The organism is Sphingomonas longa, from assembly GCF_016892685.1.
Lineage (GTDB): Bacteria > Pseudomonadota > Alphaproteobacteria > Sphingomonadales > Sphingomonadaceae > Sphingomonas > Sphingomonas longa.
Window position 1 is genome coordinate 254,439 of the sequence record NZ_JAFEMC010000003.1, and the last position, 16,809, is coordinate 271,247.

18 protein-coding genes are annotated in these 16,809 nt (G+C 66.5%); 9 read left to right on the top strand and 9 right to left on the bottom strand.

All coding sequences use genetic code 11. The features are described from left to right. Nucleotides 1-8: 8 nt before the first annotated feature. The 6 genes from ILT43_RS11180 to ILT43_RS11205 are packed head-to-tail and all read left to right on the top strand — an operon-like array spanning nucleotide 9 to nucleotide 5,683. The gene (locus ILT43_RS11180) at nucleotides 9-254 is read left to right on the top strand and encodes a DUF6489 family protein (protein ID WP_204199048.1); all 246 of its coding nucleotides are present in this window, start codon (nucleotides 9-11) and stop codon (nucleotides 252-254) included. Further along, nucleotides 251-1,522 (top strand): tRNA uridine-5-carboxymethylaminomethyl(34) synthesis GTPase MnmE, encoded by a 1,272-nt coding sequence (gene mnmE / locus ILT43_RS11185; protein WP_204199049.1) that lies wholly within the window; start codon nucleotides 251-253, stop codon nucleotides 1,520-1,522. The genes ILT43_RS11180 and mnmE overlap by 4 nt, the downstream gene beginning before the upstream one ends. A gap of 57 nt (nucleotides 1,523-1,579) precedes the next feature. Continuing rightward, nucleotides 1,580-3,403: a tRNA uridine-5-carboxymethylaminomethyl(34) synthesis enzyme MnmG gene (gene mnmG / locus ILT43_RS11190; protein WP_204199050.1), complete on the top strand. Its 1,824-nt coding sequence runs from the start codon at nucleotides 1,580-1,582 to the stop codon at nucleotides 3,401-3,403. Then, nucleotides 3,400-4,011 (top strand): 16S rRNA (guanine(527)-N(7))-methyltransferase RsmG, encoded by a 612-nt coding sequence (rsmG, locus tag ILT43_RS11195; protein ID WP_204199051.1) that lies wholly within the window; start codon nucleotides 3,400-3,402, stop codon nucleotides 4,009-4,011. Before mnmG ends, rsmG begins: the two co-directional genes overlap by 4 nt. After that, nucleotides 4,008-4,793 carry a ParA family protein gene (locus ILT43_RS11200; protein ID WP_204199052.1) on the top strand — a complete coding sequence of 262 codons (786 nt, stop codon included), beginning with the start codon at nucleotides 4,008-4,010 and terminating at the stop codon, nucleotides 4,791-4,793. Before rsmG ends, ILT43_RS11200 begins: the two co-directional genes overlap by 4 nt. Next, nucleotides 4,790-5,683, top strand: coding sequence for a ParB/RepB/Spo0J family partition protein (locus ILT43_RS11205; RefSeq protein WP_204199053.1), 894 nt, complete (start codon nucleotides 4,790-4,792; stop codon nucleotides 5,681-5,683). Before ILT43_RS11200 ends, ILT43_RS11205 begins: the two co-directional genes overlap by 4 nt. Here ILT43_RS11205 and holA read toward each other — a convergent pair. From holA to ILT43_RS11225, 4 genes are read right to left on the bottom strand one after another with little or no spacing between them, the layout of a single operon-like run. Further along, complete coding sequence (holA, locus tag ILT43_RS11210) at nucleotides 5,680-6,699, bottom strand: DNA polymerase III subunit delta (RefSeq protein ID WP_204199054.1); 1,020 nt, start codon at nucleotides 6,697-6,699, stop codon at nucleotides 5,680-5,682. The genes ILT43_RS11205 and holA overlap by 4 nt on opposite strands. Further along, on the bottom strand, nucleotides 6,696-7,193 hold the full coding sequence (gene lptE, locus ILT43_RS11215) for an LPS assembly lipoprotein LptE (protein WP_204199055.1): 498 nt from the start codon (nucleotides 7,191-7,193) through the stop codon (nucleotides 6,696-6,698). Before lptE ends, holA begins: the two co-directional genes overlap by 4 nt. After that, nucleotides 7,190-9,694 (bottom strand): leucine--tRNA ligase, encoded by a 2,505-nt coding sequence (leuS, locus tag ILT43_RS11220; RefSeq protein ID WP_204199056.1) that lies wholly within the window; start codon nucleotides 9,692-9,694, stop codon nucleotides 7,190-7,192. The genes lptE and leuS overlap by 4 nt, the downstream gene beginning before the upstream one ends. Before the next feature lie 10 nt (nucleotides 9,695-9,704). Beyond that, on the bottom strand, nucleotides 9,705-10,142 hold the full coding sequence (locus ILT43_RS11225; protein ID WP_204199057.1) for a DUF3576 domain-containing protein: 438 nt from the start codon (nucleotides 10,140-10,142) through the stop codon (nucleotides 9,705-9,707). A gap of 226 nt (nucleotides 10,143-10,368) precedes the next feature. On the opposite strand from ILT43_RS11225, the gene ILT43_RS11230 reads away from it, so the two are divergent. Continuing rightward, nucleotides 10,369-11,064 carry a porin gene (locus ILT43_RS11230; protein WP_204199058.1) on the top strand — a complete coding sequence of 232 codons (696 nt, stop codon included), beginning with the start codon at nucleotides 10,369-10,371 and terminating at the stop codon, nucleotides 11,062-11,064. A 243-nt stretch (nucleotides 11,065-11,307) separates the two neighbouring features. On the opposite strand, the gene ILT43_RS11235 is transcribed toward ILT43_RS11230, so the two are convergent. Continuing rightward, nucleotides 11,308-11,823, bottom strand: a complete 516-nt coding sequence (locus tag ILT43_RS11235; RefSeq protein ID WP_204199059.1) for a thiamine phosphate synthase — start codon at nucleotides 11,821-11,823, stop codon at nucleotides 11,308-11,310. 22 nt (nucleotides 11,824-11,845) lie between these two features. Here ILT43_RS11235 and ILT43_RS11240 point away from each other — a divergent pair, with 22 nt between their 5' ends. Both ILT43_RS11240 and ILT43_RS11245 read left to right on the top strand, forming a co-directional pair. Beyond that, nucleotides 11,846-12,505, top strand: coding sequence for a YggS family pyridoxal phosphate-dependent enzyme (locus ILT43_RS11240; RefSeq protein ID WP_204199060.1), 660 nt, complete (start codon nucleotides 11,846-11,848; stop codon nucleotides 12,503-12,505). After that, on the top strand, nucleotides 12,502-13,164 hold the full coding sequence (locus ILT43_RS11245; RefSeq protein ID WP_204199061.1) for an HAD family hydrolase: 663 nt from the start codon (nucleotides 12,502-12,504) through the stop codon (nucleotides 13,162-13,164). Before ILT43_RS11240 ends, ILT43_RS11245 begins: the two co-directional genes overlap by 4 nt. A 42-nt stretch (nucleotides 13,165-13,206) precedes the next feature. Here ILT43_RS11245 and ribA read toward each other — a convergent pair whose 3' ends face one another. The 4 genes from ribA to ILT43_RS11265 form a co-directional block, all read right to left on the bottom strand. After that, complete coding sequence (gene ribA, locus ILT43_RS11250; RefSeq protein WP_204199456.1) at nucleotides 13,207-14,226, bottom strand: GTP cyclohydrolase II; 1,020 nt, start codon at nucleotides 14,224-14,226, stop codon at nucleotides 13,207-13,209. Between the two features lie 35 nt (nucleotides 14,227-14,261). Next, nucleotides 14,262-15,044: an exodeoxyribonuclease III gene (gene xth, locus ILT43_RS11255; RefSeq protein ID WP_204199062.1), complete on the bottom strand. Its 783-nt coding sequence runs from the start codon at nucleotides 15,042-15,044 to the stop codon at nucleotides 14,262-14,264. 392 nt (nucleotides 15,045-15,436) lie between these two features. Continuing rightward, nucleotides 15,437-16,045: a LolA family protein gene (locus ILT43_RS11260; RefSeq protein WP_204199063.1), complete on the bottom strand. Its 609-nt coding sequence runs from the start codon at nucleotides 16,043-16,045 to the stop codon at nucleotides 15,437-15,439. A 111-nt stretch (nucleotides 16,046-16,156) separates the two neighbouring features. Continuing rightward, the gene (locus tag ILT43_RS11265) at nucleotides 16,157-16,669 is read right to left on the bottom strand and encodes a DUF1440 domain-containing protein (RefSeq protein ID WP_204199064.1); all 513 of its coding nucleotides are present in this window, start codon (nucleotides 16,667-16,669) and stop codon (nucleotides 16,157-16,159) included. Nucleotides 16,670-16,809 lie beyond the last annotated feature (140 nt).

Consider the following 16,809-nt stretch of genomic DNA (forward strand, 5'->3'; position numbering starts at 1 on the left):
CATGCGATATGAAGGTCACGATCGAGATCGACTGCACGCCAGACGAGGCCCGTCGGGCCATGGGCCTGCCGGACCTGACGCCGCTGCACGATCAATATGTTGCGATGATGCAGGAGGTGATGCAGGGGAAGGTCCAGCCCGAACTGCTGGAGGGCATGCTGAAAAGCTGGGCCCCGATGGGTGACGCGGGCATGAAATTCTGGCGGCAGATGCTCGACAGTGCCGGTACGATCGGCGCGGCATCGAAGGGATGATCGATACGATCGCGGCGGTATCCAGCGGTCAGCCGCCGGCGGCCATTGCGGTGATCCGGGTTAGCGGACCGGCGGCGTTTGCGGCGGGGGAGGCGCTTGCAGGATCGCTGCCGTCACCAAGAACGGCGAAGCTGCGAACCCTGAGAGATCCCGCAGGTTCGGTGCTCGACCGCGTCTTGATGCTGGCCTTTCCCGGACCCGCCACGGCGACGGGGGAGGACCTAGTCGAGATCCACTGCCACGGCGGACGCGCCGTGGTCGCGTCGATCCTGACGACGCTGGTCGATAGCGCCACCGTTCGTCTCGCGGAACCCGGCGAGTTCACGCGGAGAGCATTGACCAACGGGCGCATCGATCTGACCGAAGCGGAAGGGTTGGCAGACCTGCTGGCCGCCGAAACCGAGGGGCAGCGTCGCGTGGCGATCGCCGCTGCCGAGGGGAATGTCAGCCGCTCGATCGAGGGCTGGATCACTGAGTTGGCGATCCTGTCGGCGCGTATCGAGGCGGTGCTCGACTATGGCGAGGACGATGCCGTCGACGAAGATATCGATGCCATAGCTCTCGATGCGCGAACGCTCGGAACATCAATCCACGACGTTGCGTCGGCGCCCCCCGTCGATGCGCTGCACCGCGGCATCGTCGTCGTCTTGGCGGGTCCTCCGAATGCCGGCAAGTCGACCCTGTTGAACCTGTTGGCAGAACAGGACGCCGCGATCGTGTCGCCGATCGCGGGGACGACCCGCGACCGGATCGAAGTACAGGTCGCACGCGGAGGGCTGGCGTATCGGCTGACGGACACGGCCGGCCTGACCAGAACCGATGACATCGTCGAAGCCATCGGAGTCGGCCGGGCGGAGCAGGCCATCGATGCGGGCGATATCGTGTTGTGGCTGGGGGACGGAGCACCTCCACGTCAGGACGCGATCAGGGTACACGCAAAAAGCGATCTGCCAGATCGACGAGTGGTGCCGACGAATGCTGACGTCGTGATATCGCAGTCGGACCCCCAATCTATAGAAGCCGTTTGGAACGCCATATCGGCGCGGGCCGTCACGCTGATACCCTCCATCGACCTCGTTCCTTTAAGGGCCCACCAAGCTGAGTTATGCCGCACTGCGGCACATGCATTGCTTGATGCTACGCGCGATCCGCTTTTGCTGGGTGAGAACCTCCGGATTGCGCTCAAAGCGTTGGCAGCGGTTACCGGGGCGGATGCTACCGAAGCGATGCTGGATGCACTCTTTTCGCGCTTTTGCTTGGGAAAATGACGCTGTTCCACGTGGAACAATTTTGACCTTTGTCCGTGGCCGCGTCAAAGCCGAACCATGTACGACGTTCTCGTAATTGGTGGCGGCCATGCTGGTGCCGAAGCAGCGGCAGCAGCATCGCGGAGAGGCGCTCGGGTCGCCTTGCTCTCCTACTCGGCCGACAACATTGGGCAGATGTCCTGTAACCCGTCGATTGGCGGGTTGGGAAAAGGACACATCGTCCGCGAGGTAGATGCCTTCGACGGCATCATGGCAGTGGCCGCAGACGCTGCGGCTATCCATCACCGGATGCTGAATCGCAGCAAAGGGGCGGCGGTTCACGGACCCCGCATACAAGCGGACCGGCGGCTGTATGCGACAGCGGTGCAACACATACTCAAAACGACAAATGTCGAAATGCTGGAGGGCGAAGCTATTGCCCTGAAGCTGAACAACGGTCGCATCGTCGGAATCACGCTGAGCAGCGGCGACCACGTTCAGGCGCGCGCCGTGGTCATCGCAACCGGGACGTTCCTCGGTGCGACGATCTTCCGAGGCGACGAACGTCATCACGGCGGCCGCATCGCCGAGCGCGCCGCTGGTCCGCTAGCGGCATCGTTGCGTGATCTCGCGCTGCCGATGGCTCGCTTGAAAACGGGCACTCCGCCCCGGCTCGATGGCCGAACGATCGACTGGGCGAAACTCGAAGAGCAGCCGTCGGATGACGATCTATGGTCCATGTCGGCGCTAACCCGTCATCGGGTTCTTCCCCAAATAGCCTGCGCGATCACACGCACGACCATGGCCACGCACGCGATCATCCGCGAGGCGTTGCCGGAGTCGCCGCTATTCTCCGGCGCGATCGAGGGGCAGGGTCCACGCTATTGTCCCTCCATCGAGGACAAGATCGACCGGTTCGGCGATCGCGACGGTCATCAGGTATTTCTGGAGCCGGAAGGTCTGTCGGATACCACGGTGTATCCGAACGGCTTGTCGACCAGCCTGGCGACTTCGGTTCAGGAGGCGGTGCTCGCATCGATTCCCGGGCTGGAAAACGCGCGGATCACTGTGCCCGGCTATGCCGTCGAGTATGACCACCTCGACCCGCGCTCGCTTGGACCTACGTTGGCGCATCGCGGTGTCGATGGCCTGTTCTTCGCAGGGCAGATCAATGGCACGACGGGATATGAGGAGGCAGCGGGGCAGGGCCTTGTCGCCGGGTTGAACGCAGCGGCTTATGTGTGCGATTTGGACTCTGTCATTCTGGACCGCGCGTCGAGCTATATCGGCGTCATGATCGATGATCTCGTGCTGCAAGGTGTGACCGAGCCGTACCGAATGCTGACGGCTCGCGCCGAGTACCGATTGGCCCTGCGCGCCGACAATGCCGAAACACGATTGGGTCAGATTGCGGAGGCGGCCGGAGCATTGGGAAGCGCACGGCTGAAGCACCAGCACGGTCGGACCCGGGAACGAGCGCGAGTCCGCAACCTGCTTGCTCGAGACGTCACGTCATCCGCTATTGCTCTCGCAGGCGGCAAGGTGGCGCAGGATGGATCGCGGCGGACCGCGTGGGAATGGCTGCGTTTCGACGGTGTTGCGTGGGACCATGTCGCGCCGGATGTGGTCGCGGGTGCCGACATTCTTGCGGAGACGCTGCAAGACGCGCGGTATGCCCCGTATCTGGACCGCCAGGCAGCCGAGGTCGAGCGCATGAGGAGGGATGAGGATATCCCTTTGCCGCACGATCTGTGCTTCGCCGAAATTCCGGGGCTGTCGAACGAAATGGTCGTCAGGTTGTCGGCCAGCCAGCCGCGATCGCTGGCGGCGGCCGCGCGGGTTAGGGGGATCACACCAGCCGCTCTCAGCGCGGTGTTGCTTCATGCGAGGAAGGCGGCGTGACCGAGGACGACGCCAAGGCATGGGTCGCTGATCGAGTGGATTCGAGCGCGTTCCGATCGCTCGAAAGGTTCGCAGTCATGATCGTCGAAGAGAATACGCGGCAGAACCTGATTTCGCCGGGCACTGTGCCGATGCTGTGGAGTCGACATATTGCGGACTCGCTGCAGCTGCTGCCGATCGCAGGATCCGATCGGCCGAGCAGGTGGCTCGACATCGGATCGGGCGGCGGATTTCCGGGGATGGTTCTCGCCATCGCGGGGGCACTGCCGATGACGATGGTGGAACCGCGGAAGCGTCGCGTCGCGTTTTTGCGCCATTGCCTCGCCACGTTGGGCGTTGCGCCCGCCTTGGTCATCGAAGGCAAAATTGAAACGGCTTCGGTTGAAGCGGATGTTATCACCGCCAGGGCAGTGGCGTCCGTCGAAAAGCTTTTGCTTGCGGCGCGGCATTGCTGCACACCAAGGACACGCTGGTTGTTGCCGCGGGGAGCGGCCGACATTGGCGATCTTCAGACCCAGGTCGAAGCGAGGGGTATGATGTTTCACGTGGAACAAAGCGTCACGGAGACATCGTCTTCGATCGTGGTTCTTGAAGGCTGCCCCACATGATCTGCGTTGCGATCGCGAACCAGAAGGGTGGGGTTGGGAAGACGACCAGCGCCATCAACCTTGGCACGGCTCTCGCCGCTACCGGCCAACGCGTGTTGCTGGTGGACCTTGACCCGCAGGGCAACGCCTCCACAGGCCTTGGGATTCCACAATCGCAACGCGAGCGATCGAGCTACGACGTTTTGCTCGGGGATTGTCCGGTGGATGCCGCGGTCGTTGCCAGCAAGGTGCCACGGCTCGATGTTCTCCCCGCAACGGTCGATCTGTCCGGGGCGGAAATCGAACTGGTCGAGTTCGATGATCGCACCCACCGCCTTGATGCGGCCATCCGCGCCAACGCCTCGCGTTGGGACATCGTGTTGATCGATTGTCCTCCATCGCTCGGACTGCTGACGATCAATGCGATGGTGGCCGCCGACCGATTGCTGGTCCCACTCCAGTGCGAGTTCTTCGCGCTGGAAGGATTGTCCCAACTGTTGAGCACGGTCGAGCGCATCCGCGAGCGGTTCAATCCCGGACTCGCGATCCTCGGCGTCGCGCTGACGATGTACGATCGCCGGAACCGGCTAACCGAACAGGTTTCCACCGACGTTCGCGCCGTGCTGGGCAAGGTCGTGTTCGACACCGTGATTCCGCGCAATGTCCGCCTGTCCGAAGCGCCGAGCCACGGCTTGCCCGCGCTGATTTACGATCACCGCTGCTCCGGCTCGGAAGCCTATATGGCGTTGGCACGCGAGATGATCCAGCGGCTTCCCAAGCCAGCTGTGGATGCGGCCGCATGAGCGATGCCGCACGTCGACCGCGCGGAGGACTCGGGCGCGGATTGAACGCCTTGCTGGGCGAAATCGCGCGCGAGGCGCCGGTGACACCGGGGGCGGAGCCGGGACCGGGCGTGCGGATGCTGCCGGTCGGTGCTCTCGCTCCACACCCCGAGCAGCCACGACGCCACTTCGACGAGGCGATGCTGGACGAGCTCGCCGCGTCGATCGCGTCGCGGGGAGTTATCCAGCCGATCGTGGTGCGACCGCACGGGCATCAGTATCAGATCGTCGCAGGTGAACGACGCTGGCGGGCCGCGCAGCGGGCTCGGCTGCATGAAGTGCCGGTCGTCGTCCGCGACTTCGACGACGCAGAGACGCTCGAAATCGCGCTGGTGGAGAACATTCAGCGGCAGGACCTGAACGCGATCGAAGAGGCGCAGGCGTACCAGCGTCTGGCGGGCGATTACGGTCATACGCAGGAAGCGCTGGCGCAGATCGTCCACAAGTCGCGCAGCCACGTCGCCAATCTGCTGCGACTGCTGGATTTGCCCGACCCCGTACAGGCGAGGGTGGTCGATGGATCGCTGTCGATGGGCCATGCGCGGGCGTTGCTCGGCGCTCCCGATGTCGAGGGGTTGGCGGAACAGGTTGTGCGTCGTGGCCTGTCAGTGCGCGAGACGGAGAAGCTGGCCCGCGACACCAAGCCGCGACGGTCCGAACCGCGCGGGGAGCGGGCGGCACCGCCGGCACCGGATGCCGATATCGCGGCGCTGGAACGTCGGCTTGCGGACCTGCTCGGGGTCTCCGTATCGATCGGGTATGGAGAGAAAGGCGGGACGCTGACGTTGGCCTACTCGACGCTCGACCAGCTCGACATGCTCTGTCAGCGACTGACCGGCGAGACGATCTAGCCCCGCCGGGCCACCGCGCGGGCGAGGGTGAGGATCGCCTGATCCGCCAGCACCGATCCAGCGTTATTTGCGGCCATGACTGCCCGTTCCGCGGCCCGCGCACGCGCCAGGGCGTCGGCAAGCATCACGGGCGACCAGCGGCGCAACGCCCGGATTGTCGCCTGCTCTTCCTTCCAGAAGACGCGGTGGCGTTTGACCACGCTGTCGGCCGGCTCGCCACGGGCAACTTCGGCCCGCATCTCCGCCAAAGCCGTGATCCGACGCGCCAGCTGACGCAGCCACATGATCGGCGACGTGCCGCTCTCCGAAAGCCGCGCCAGCTCTACGGCCAGGACGTCGGCGCGCCCCTCGATCACGGCCTCGACGGCCAAGTTCGTCTCCGCCTCGTCCAGCGCCGCGCCGATCGCGTCGAGCGCCTCGTGATCCAGGTCGCGCGGTCGGTCGGCGGCGGCATCGAGGAACAGCGCCAGCTTGTCGACCTCTCGCGCCAGCACGGCACGATCGCCGCTGCTCGCCGCCACCATCCGTGCCGCGACGCCGGGGGCGGTCCGCATGCCCTGTTCGGCGGCGAGCGACACCGCCAGCCGCTCGGCGTCCTGTGCGGTCGGTGGGTAACAGGCGAAGGCCATTGCGGCAGGAGAGTCCTGCGCCAGCTTCACCACCTTGCCGGTGGCTTTGATCGTCGGTGCGATCGCCACGACGGGGTTGCCTGCGCTTTCCGCCTCCAGCAAGGCGCTGATCGCCGCGAGGCTCTCTTCGCCGAGGCCGGTGATCCTGATCCAGCGCTTGTCGCCGAACAGCGAAATCGACGCGGCTTCATCGGCCAGCCGGGCTGGATCACCCTTCAGCGTGGCGCCATCGAGATCGACCCGCTCCGCACCCTTGCCCATCGCATCGCCCAGAACGCGCGCAAGGGCGTCTGCGCCAGCCTCGTCGGGGCCGTGAAGCAAGTGGAAACGAATGGCGGGGCGCGGCGCGGCGAGCGCCTGACGGATCTGGTTGGCGTTCGCCTTCACGGCGCTGCGGAACGCCGCTGCGCGTACAGCGCCAGGCGCGACACGATCTGGTCGGCAACGATGCCCGACAGACGTTCCAGCGCGGTATTCTCCGCCGCGATCGTCGCGTATTCGGATTGCACGACATCGATGCCGGCATCCGACCCGGCGGTGGCATCGAGCAACACCGATCCGTCAGCGACGTTCACGAGCTGATACCGCGCGCGCAACGCCCGCCGCTCGCGCGTAACGCTGTCATCGCTGCGCAGGCCGAGGCCGCTGATGCGGTCGTCCAGCCGGATATCGAGGCGATAGGTCGGCGCGCCGCCACGATTGCCGAGCCGATCCCGCAATGCGTTCGCCATCAGCCAGCCGGCCTTGCCCTCGATCGGCGCAACCTCGACATTGGCAAGCGCATTCGCGACCGCACCATTACCACCACCCGTATAGAGCGGCCGCAAGCCGCAGCCGGATAGGGCTACCGCGCCGAGCAGCAGGAGCGCAGCCGCCCTCATGCGACGATGTTCACGAGGCGGTCGGGGACGACGATGACCTTGCGCGGGGGCTTGCCGTCCAATGTCCGCGCGATCTTGTCGCTGGCGAGTGCGGCGGCTTCCACCTCTTCGCGGGGGGCGCCCTTGGCAAACATCAGCGTGTCGCGCAGCTTGCCATTGACCTGGATCGCGATCGTCACCTCGTCATCGACCAGCATCGCCGGGTCGACGGTCGGCCACGGCGCATTGGCGACAAGGCCGGACTGACCACTCGCCGCCCACGCTTCCTCCGCCAGATGGGGAACCATCGGAGAGGCGAGGCGCAGCAACGTCGCCACGGCGTCACGCCGGTCGGGGGAGGGGGCCGCCTTCTCGACGGCATTGGCGAGCGTGTAGAGCAGCGCCACCGCCTTGTTGAACTGCAACCCCTCGATCGCTTCGGCGACACCGGCGGTGGTGCGATGCGACAGCTTGCGCAGCGCGATGTTCTCGCCCTCACCAGCATCGTCTTCGCTGCCTACCAGTCGCCACAGCCGCTGCACGAAGCGCCATGCGCCGTCGATGCCGGCTTCCGACCAGGGCAGGTCCCGCTCCGGTGGAGAATCCGACAGCATGAACCAGCGCACGGCGTCCGCACCATATTGATCCACGATCGGCTCCGGATCGATCGTGTTCTTTTTGGATTTGGACATCTTCTCGACGCGGCCGACCGTCACCGGCTGCCCCGTCGAGACTTCGATGCCACCCTCGACGTCGTCGGGCCCGAGCCACAGCCCCTCCGCGGACTTGTACGTCTCGTGCGTGACCATGCCTTGCGTGAACAGCCCGGCAAACGGCTCGGCAATGTCGAGCTGGCCGATATGCTTCAGCGCGCGGGTCCAGAAGCGCGCGTAGAGCAGGTGCAGGATCGCATGCTCCACGCCGCCGATATATTGCGCGACGGGCAGCCACTTTTCCGCCTCGGCACGGTCGAACGGCCGGTCCTTGGGCTGGCTGGCGAAGCGGATGAAGTACCAGGACGAGTCGACGAAGGTGTCCAGTGTGTCCGTCTCGCGCACCGCCTCGCCGCTACAGGTCGGGCAGGGGACGTATTTCCACGTCGGGTGCCGATCGAGCGGATTGCCGGGGATCGCGAACGATACGTCGTCGGGCAGTACGACGGGCAACTGGTCCTTGGGCACCGGCACCGCACCGCAGGCATCGCAGTGGATGATCGGGATCGGGGTACCCCAGTAACGCTGGCGCGAGACGCCCCAGTCGCGCAGTCGGAATACGGTGGAGCCCTTGCCCCAGCCTTCACCCTCGGCACGGGCGATGACGGCAGCCTTGGCCTGTTCCACGTCCATGCCGTCGAGGAAGCGCGAGTTCACGATCGCGCCGGGACCGGTATAGGCGGTATCGCCCTCGAACACCGCATCCGTCTGGTCGCCCTCGGCGACGACGCGGGTCACATCAAGTCCGTATTTGCGCGCTAAATCCAGGTCGCGTTGGTCGTGCGCGGGAACGCCCATCACCGCACCCGTGCCATATTCCATCAGCACGAAGTTCGCGATGTAGACGGGCAGCGTCCACGCCGCATCGAACGGATGCGCGACGGTGTAGCCGGTGTCGAAGCCCAGCTTCTCCTGCGTGTCCAGCTCGGCGGCGGTGGTGCCGCCAGCCTTGCACCGTTCGATGAAGGTGGCAGCGTTAGTATCGCGTGCGGCTACTTCGCGCGCGACCGGGTGATCGGCGGCGATCGCGACGAAGCTGGCCCCGAAGATCGTATCGGGACGCGTCGAGTAGACTTCGATGGGTGCGGTCAGCGGCGCAACGGGATCGAACCGGAACGTCAACCCCTTGCTGCGGCCGATCCAGTTCTCCTGCATCAACCGCACCTTGTCGGGCCATTGATCGAGCGAGGACAGACCGTCGAGCAGCTCGTCGGCGAAGTCGGTGATCTTCAGAAACCACTGGTTCAGCTTGCGCTTCTCGACCACCGCGCCCGACCGCCAGCCGCGACCGTCGATCACCTGCTCGTTGGCGAGCACGGTCATATCGACGGGGTCCCAGTTGACCGAGGATTCCTTGCGATAGACCAGCCCGCCCGCGAACAGGTCGAGGAACAGCGCCTGTTCATGGCCGTAGTAATCGGGCTCGCACGTCGCCAACTCGCGCGTCCAGTCGAGCGCGAAGCCGAGCCGCTTCAACTGCGCCTTCATTGTGGCAATGTTCTGGCGCGTCCAGTTGCCGGGGTGCACGCCCTTTTCCATCGCGGCGTTCTCGGCCGGCATGCCGAACGCATCCCACCCCATCGGGTGCAGGACCTCGTGCCCGGTCATCCGCCGATAGCGCGCCAGCACGTCGCCCATCGTATAGTTGCGGACGTGGCCCATATGGATTTTCCCCGAAGGATAGGGAAACATCTCAAGGACATAGGCCCGCGGCTTGGTCGACGCGGCATCGGCGGCGAAGGTGCGACGCTCCTCCCACACGGCCTGCCAGTGCGCGTCGGCCTTCAGCGCGTTGAACCGCGACGTCATGGGCGTTGCCTCAGCCGGCGATGGAGGCGCGGCGCAGGTCGCGGGCGCGGGTGAGGATCAGGTCCTCCAGCTTCTGCGTCGTCGCGGCCTGCACGGGGGCGGAGATCCACTGACCCTGCCGATTGATCTCGCGTAGCGCCGCGACGCGGACCGCATCGGCGCGCAGGTCCTGATCGAGGATCGACACCGTCACCTTCATCCGCTCCGACGGAATTTGCGGATTGACGTACCAGTCGGTGACGATGACGCCGCCGTTGGAGTCCGTCTGGAGCAACGGCATGAACGACAGCGTATCGAGGCTGGCACGCCACAAATAGCTATTCACGCCGATCGTCGTGATCTTCGATGCCGCCAGATCGCCCTTGGGCCGATCGTTGCTGGCACAGGCAGACAAGGTGGCGAGCGACACGACGGCGGTGATGCCCAGACGGGCGGTGCGGCGGATCATGCGGATGGGTGTCCTGCGACGGAAAAATGGGCTTCTCCCGCCTCTATAGGGCCGCGTGCATACCCGCAAGTTACGCGCGAGCCGGGGTCGAACTGTGCGCTTGATGCAACACATGCGCAATTTCCGTACCGGCAGGCTCCCGGTTGTGGTTGGCCCGGATCGAATCATGCTAGGCGAAGTTTCGAGGGGATTAGTCGGAGGATTCGGGGTGGGTGCGCATCGCGCCATGATTGGGGTTGTCGCCGGAGCGCTTGTCGCCGCCGCTGCCCTCGTCGCGCCTGCGGTCGGTGCCCTCCGTACGGCCGATCAGCATAACGCCCGCGCCGTCAAGCGCCCGCCGATTCGCGCGCTGGGTGGCTTCACCCCTGCGGCGGGCGATCCGCGGCTGGCGGCGCTGTTTGCGCGCAGTGGTCTTGGTACCGGTAACGGTCTGCCGTTCACGCCCGCCGAGACGCGGCGCGACAATCGCGCCGTGACGGTCGCGGTCCGCGCACGCAGTAACGTCGACACTGCGACGACGACGCGCATCGCCGCCGAACCACGCACCGGCATCGCGCCGATCGCCTATAATCTGGGTGCCGCCGTGGGCTGGAAGCGGTTCGCCATCGCGGGCGACCTGACGCGTGTCGATCTGGCCACGCAGCCGGGCGGACGCGAGGCTGCGGATGTCGCATTGAGCTATACCGCCAACCGTTGGAGCACGCAGGTGCGGGCGGCCACCGATCGCCCGATCGCCGGCACTCCGAAGGCAATCGCCGATCCGCAGAGCTATTCGGTGGATCTCGGAGGATCATATTCGCTGACGCGCAACCTCGATGTGACGGCGGGCGTCCGCTATCGCTCCGACCGCGAGCGACTGGCGCGACTGGACGAGCGGCGCGACAGCCAGGCGGTGTATCTGGGTACTGCCTTCCGGTTCTAAGGTCGGCGGACGGATAACGGCGGGTTTCCGCTCATAACCGACGTGCTCCCGGAAAGACGGGAGCCCAGCGGCCAAATCGTATCATTGGTAGCCGATCGGCTTACGCTTCCAAAAGTAGCGCGGCGGCGTTCGGCCCGATCCCGTCACACAAAATATCCGTCATTGCGGGCGCAGCGAAGCCATCCAGTGCGTGGCGGTCTGTTCTGGGTTGCTTCGCTACGCTCGCAATGACGGGGCTAGCCATCATTCCACCCACGCGTCGATCGCTGCCCAGCCTGCAAACCCCAGCCCCGCGACCCGTCGCCACCGCCGTTCCGTCATGCCGCCGAGCGCGACCACGGGCACGCCCGCCAACCGCCCGATCCTCGCCGCGCGCGCCGCTCCCAGCGCCGGTGCCCCCGGATGCGAGCGCGTCGGAAACACCGGCGACACCATCACCATCTTCGCCCGCGCTCGCCGGGCAGCCAGCGCTTCGGCACGGTCATGGACCGGCCAGCTATACGCGCCGGCGACCCGGCCGTGCCGCAACGTCCCCCCGAGGGCCGACCCTGCCGCCACCAACACGAGTCGCCGCGCCCTTGCGACGCGTTGAACGCGTTCGAATAGCGTCCTCCGCTCCTCTAGCGGCGTGGCGTAGTGGCGGAACACCACGCCGCTCCCCGGTGGCAATCGGCGCAACGCCCGCCACAGGCCGTCGCCCAGCCGCTCGTCGGTCATCAGCCAACGCGGTGGAATCTCGGCGGGGTATCGGCTCGGCATCGTCCCCCCTATAGCGCCGCGCATGACCGAACAGGACCCTCTCTCGACGGTGCGTGCCCGGATCGCCGCCGCCGCGCGCCTCACCGGGCGCGACGACGATGCCGCGACGCTGATCGCCGTCTCCAAGACTCGGATGGCGGAGGAGATCGAACCGCTGCTCGCCGCCGGTCAGCGTGCGTTCGGCGAGAATCGTGTTCAGGAGGCGCAGGGGAAATGGCCGGCGCTGCGAGAGCGCTACCCCGATGTCGAGCTTCACCTCGTCGGACAGCTTCAGTCCAACAAGGCCGCCGATGCCGTCGCGCTGTTCGATGCGATCCACTCGATCGACCGTGCATCGCTGGTCGATGCGCTGGCGGCAGCATGTACCAAGGCCGACAAGCATCCTGCCTGCTTCGTGCAGGTCAATATTGGCGACGAGCCGCAAAAGGGTGGCTGCGCGGTTGCCGAGCTGCCGGCGTTGCTGGAGCGTGCGCGGGCGGCCGGGCTGACGATCGCCGGGCTGATGGCGGTGCCGCCCGCCGACCTCGAGCCCGCGCCCTATTTCGCGCTGCTCGCCAAGATGGCGCGCGACCACGGGCTGGCGGGACTGAGCATGGGCATGTCGGACGATCTGGAGACGGCGGTGATGCTTGGTGCGACGTACGTCCGCGTCGGCACCGCGCTGTTCGGAGCGCGCGCATGAGGTACGATGCCCTGTTGTTCGACTTCGACGGCGTGCTGTTGGAGAGCGAGGCGTCGGGCAACCGCCAATTGGCGGAGTGGCTGACGGCGGCGGGCTATCCGACGACGCCCGAACATTCGATGACGCATTTCATGGGCTTGTCCGGCACCGACTTCATTGCGGCAGTCGAACGATGGATCGGCAAGCCGCTGCCCGATGCGTTTCACGCCGATCGCGAGATCGAGAACGCTCGCGTGCTGGCGGAGGGAATCGACGCGGTCGCGGGCGCGGTGGCATTTGTCCGCTCGCTGCCCGCCGACCTGCCGCGCGCGGTGGTGTCGTCGAGTTCGACGCGCTGGATCGACACGCACCTGCACCACCTCGGCCTGCGCGAGGCGTTCGGCGACCACATCTATTCCGGGCGCGAGCATGTCGCGCGCGGCAAGCCGGAGCCGGACTTGTACTGGTATGGGGCAAAAGCGCTAGGGGTGCCGATCGAACGCTGCGCGATCATCGAGGACTCGCCGGTCGGCGTGACGGGCGCGGCGAAGACGGGCGCGTTCGTGATCGGGCTGTGCGCGGGGCTGCATTGCCCGGCGGATCACGGCCAGCGACTGCTCGCGCTGGGCGCAGATGTCATCGCGGCGGACTTCGCCGAGGTGGCGCGGGTGCTGGAATAGCAGAATGCGTCATCCCAGCTGTCGCCGGGACGGCGGCCGAGCTTAAAACTCGTGCCCCGTCCGGTCGCGCTTCGTCGCCAGATAGCGCGCGTTGTGCGGGTTCGGCGGCAGGTGATGCGGCACCCGCTCCACCACCCGCGTGCCCGCCGCCTCCAGCTGCGCAACCTTGGCGGGGTTGTTGGTCAGCAACCGCACCGCGCGCTGGCCGATCAGGTCGAGCATCCGCGCCGCGACCCCGAAATCACGCGCGTCGACCGCGAAGCCCAGCCGCGTATTCGCATCGACCGTATCGAATCCCTGATCCTGCAACCGGTACGCGCGCAGCTTGTTGACCAGCCCGATCCCGCGCCCCTCCTGCCGCAGATACAACAGGATGCCCCAGCCATTCGCGGCGATCGCGCGGATCGCGGCATGAAGCTGCGGCCCGCAATCGCACTTCAGGCTGCCGAGGACATCCCCGGTCAGGCATTCGCTGTGTAGCCGCACCAGTGGCGGCGTCCCGTCCGGCTGACCGACGATCAACGCGACATGCTCGTCGCCCGAATCAGGCGCACGGAAGGCGACGATCTCCGCATCCTCCGCCCCGTCGACAGGCAGCCGCGCGCGCGTCGCGATCCGCAGCGAGGCAGGCGCGGTGTAGGCATCGATCGCGGCGGCGGCGATCGTCACCTCCGGCTCGACTCCGTCGATGAAGAAGGCGGGCAACAACCCGGCGATCCGCGCCAATCTCAGCGCCGCGAGCGACGCCACCGGTTGCGTCACCGTCGCGGTGCGAAACGGACCCTTCAACGGCGTCGCCAGATCGAGCTGCGGATCGGCCAGCGCCACCGCCGCATCGAAATCCAGCCACGGGGCATGCTCCACCACCACCGGGAAATCGGGATCGGCGGCGGCCAGCTGGTTCGTCAGCTTCAGCGTCTCCGCCCGACCGCTGGAGATCAGCACCGGGCCGCCCTCCGGCGCGAACGCCGCCAGCCGTAACGGATCGGCGGTCTCCACCGCCAACAGCACGAGCGGCGCCTCGCCCGGCGCGGCGATCGCGATCGGCCATCCGCGCCGCATCGCATCGATCGCCCGGGCGACATCGCGTGCCTCCCTCACCACGCGAACTCGGTCATGATCGGCACGTGGTCGGACGGCTTCAGCCAGCCACGGCAATCCTCGAACACGGTGTGCGCCACCGCCTGCGCCGCCACGTCCTGCGTCGCCCACATATGGTCGAGCCGCCGCCCGCGATCCGACGCCGCCCAGTCCTTCGCGCGGTAGCTCCACCAGGTGTGCAGCCGCTTGGGGGCCGGATGGAAGCGTCGGCCGAGATCGACCCAGTCGCCCGCCGCCTGCAACCGGCCCAGCGCATCGACCTCGATCGGCGTATGGCTGACCACGTCGAGCAGCTGCTTATGGCTCCACACGTCCTCGGGCAGCGGCGCGATGTTGAAATCGCCGACCAGGATCGTCGGGCCTGACAGCCCCTCCGACCAGCGCGTCATCCGCTCCACGAAGTCGAGCTTCTGCCCGAATTTCGGGTTCACCTCGCGATCGGGCACGTCGCCGCCCGCGGGGACATAGACATTCTCCAGCCGCACGCCGTTCGGCAGCGCCACGCCGACATGTCGCGCTTCGCGATTGGCCTGCCAGTCGAACCGGTCGTCCAGCGTGATCGGCACGCGGCTGAGGATCGCGACGCCGTGGTGCATGCGCTGACCGTGGATGACGACGTGGTCGTAGCCGAGCGACCGGAACATCTCGAACGGGAAGTCGTCGTCGATGACCTTGGTTTCCTGGAGGCACAGGATATCCGGTGCCTGCTCGCGCAGGAATTGCTCGACGATAGCGATGCGGAACCGCACCGAATTGATGTTCCAGGAGACGATCTTCACGGGCGCGCGGGTAGCCGGTTTTGCGGGGCGCGTCACGTAGGAGGAGGCTCGCGGTGTCACCGCCACGCCGCGCAGTCCGTCATCGTTCCACGCTGACGGCAAGTCCGGCGGCAAGCCGCCAGACGAGAAAGGCCCCCGTTCCGGGGGCATGGAACGAGGGCCGACTCAGCGTTCGTCACGCAGGCGAATGGGGATGAAATCCAGGCAACAGGGGGAAATCCCGGACGCCCCACACTCGCAAATCGGCTTTAGCCCCGGCAACCTGTCGATTGGATGAATGGCTTTGTAAAAAAAGACTTGGCTGGGAAACCGGTCGTTTCTTGGCCGATCAGCGGCACCGGCTACGTCGTCCGAATGCTCCCACGGAGGCGGGAGCACGGAAGATCGACGGACTACCGCCGCGTCGTCGGTCGCGGATCGACCCAGCGGAATGCGTTGCTCGCCACCGGAACGCCATAACGTTGGTTCGAAAGGCGCACCGTCGTGCGATTGTTCTGGCTGTCGAGGGCGACCCAGCCCTGCAACGTCATCCCCGCCGGGGCCGCCGCATCGCGCGCCAGCACCAGCGTGATGCGGCCATATTCGGGATGCTTGGGGTCGCGCGCCTCGACGGACACCAGCCGCGGATCGCCGGGCACGACCTTGGCGAATTGCGACAGGTCGCGACCCGGATCGAGCAGCACGCCCAGCGGCGAGTTGCGGATCGGCCAGCGCTGCACCTGCTTCACCGAGTAGTCGATGAACGTCAGCGCACCGCCCTCCGCCACGATCAGTGTCGGCACGCCCTTCTGATACTGGAAGCGGATGTTGCCCGGCTGCTTCCACGTCAGCGTACCCGTCAGCACCTGCCCGTTACGATCGGTCTGGCTGAAATCGGCGGTCATCGTCGTGATCGCCTTCAGATAACGCTGCACGGTTGCCAGATCGTTCGCCTGTGCCCCGACGGGGGCGGCAAGCACGACGGCAGGGGCCAGCAAGGCGGCGGCGATCAAGAACTTCAACGACGATCTCCCGAGGGGGTGGCGCGGCGATAGCGGCCGCGCATTGAACTCGTGGTGAACGTCGCTGCCGCCCCCCGGGTCCGTTGGCAAGCGCGCGACCGGGCTGCGACGTCAGTCCGCAGGAGCCAGCGTCCTGTCGACCTGAGCGCGTACCAGTTCCGTGACGCCGCCGAACACCAGATGCGACGCCAGCGAGTACAGATGCCCCGACGCCGGCGTCTTCCACGGCGCGTCGGCGAGCCCCAGTGCCGGCACCGCGCCCTCGTCCAGCACGGTCGCGGTCGTCAGCCCGAACAGCGTCCCCGACGCGGTCGTGACCCGAGGTTCGAACGCTGCCGCAACGCCGTACGCAAGGCCGAGTGCCGCCCCCAGGCCATAATGCATCGCCTGTCCGGCGAGCGGCTTGTTCGCCTCTCCGATGTCATCACCAGTGACAACCCTGGCAACGCCGTCCGCCGCCTTGGTCGTCGTCGGCTCTTCGTCGCTACCGCTGTCGTCGTCGGACATCTTCGCCAGCAGCGCCTGCAGCCCGTCCATCGCGAACGACGCAACGATGCCGCCGATCACCCCGGCCAGCGCACCTCTCGCGATCCGGGCACCCGTCGTCTGGCTGTCGTCGCTCATGCTTGTCTCCCGCAAATTCGTGTCCGCTAAGTCGCTGTTGTCGCTAAACAACCGACCGCGAGGATCGCCGTTCCCCCGATCCGGGGGCGATCCGCCTTGGTGGCGCGCAGCCGGCACGCTACGCCCGCGGCGGGGGCGAT

Excerpts from the sequence above, each read along its gene's own strand:
- ILT43_RS11230 (WP_204199058.1), top strand. The coding sequence starts at position 10,369 with ATGATTGGGGTTGTCGCCGGAGCGCTTGTCGCCGCCGCTGCCCTCGTC.
- mnmG (WP_204199050.1), top strand. The coding sequence starts at position 1,580 with ATGTACGACGTTCTCGTAATTGGTGGCGGCCATGCTGGTGCCGAAGCA.
- ILT43_RS11265 (WP_204199064.1), bottom strand. The coding sequence starts at position 16,669 with ATGAGCGACGACAGCCAGACGACGGGTGCCCGGATCGCGAGAGGTGCG.
- ILT43_RS11245 (WP_204199061.1), top strand. The coding sequence starts at position 12,502 with ATGAGGTACGATGCCCTGTTGTTCGACTTCGACGGCGTGCTGTTGGAG.
- lptE (WP_204199055.1), bottom strand. The coding sequence starts at position 7,193 with ATGAGGGCGGCTGCGCTCCTGCTGCTCGGCGCGGTAGCCCTATCCGGC.
- ILT43_RS11235 (WP_204199059.1), bottom strand. The coding sequence starts at position 11,823 with ATGCCGAGCCGATACCCCGCCGAGATTCCACCGCGTTGGCTGATGACC.
- ILT43_RS11225 (WP_204199057.1), bottom strand. The coding sequence starts at position 10,142 with ATGATCCGCCGCACCGCCCGTCTGGGCATCACCGCCGTCGTGTCGCTC.
- ILT43_RS11205 (WP_204199053.1), top strand. The coding sequence starts at position 4,790 with ATGAGCGATGCCGCACGTCGACCGCGCGGAGGACTCGGGCGCGGATTG.
- ribA (WP_204199456.1), bottom strand. The coding sequence starts at position 14,226 with ATGCGGCGCGGATGGCCGATCGCGATCGCCGCGCCGGGCGAGGCGCCG.
- mnmE (WP_204199049.1), top strand. The coding sequence starts at position 251 with ATGATCGATACGATCGCGGCGGTATCCAGCGGTCAGCCGCCGGCGGCC.
- leuS (WP_204199056.1), bottom strand. The coding sequence starts at position 9,694 with ATGACGTCGCGGTTCAACGCGCTGAAGGCCGACGCGCACTGGCAGGCC.
- ILT43_RS11200 (WP_204199052.1), top strand. The coding sequence starts at position 4,008 with ATGATCTGCGTTGCGATCGCGAACCAGAAGGGTGGGGTTGGGAAGACG.
- ILT43_RS11240 (WP_204199060.1), top strand. The coding sequence starts at position 11,846 with ATGACCGAACAGGACCCTCTCTCGACGGTGCGTGCCCGGATCGCCGCC.
- ILT43_RS11180 (WP_204199048.1), top strand. The coding sequence starts at position 9 with ATGAAGGTCACGATCGAGATCGACTGCACGCCAGACGAGGCCCGTCGG.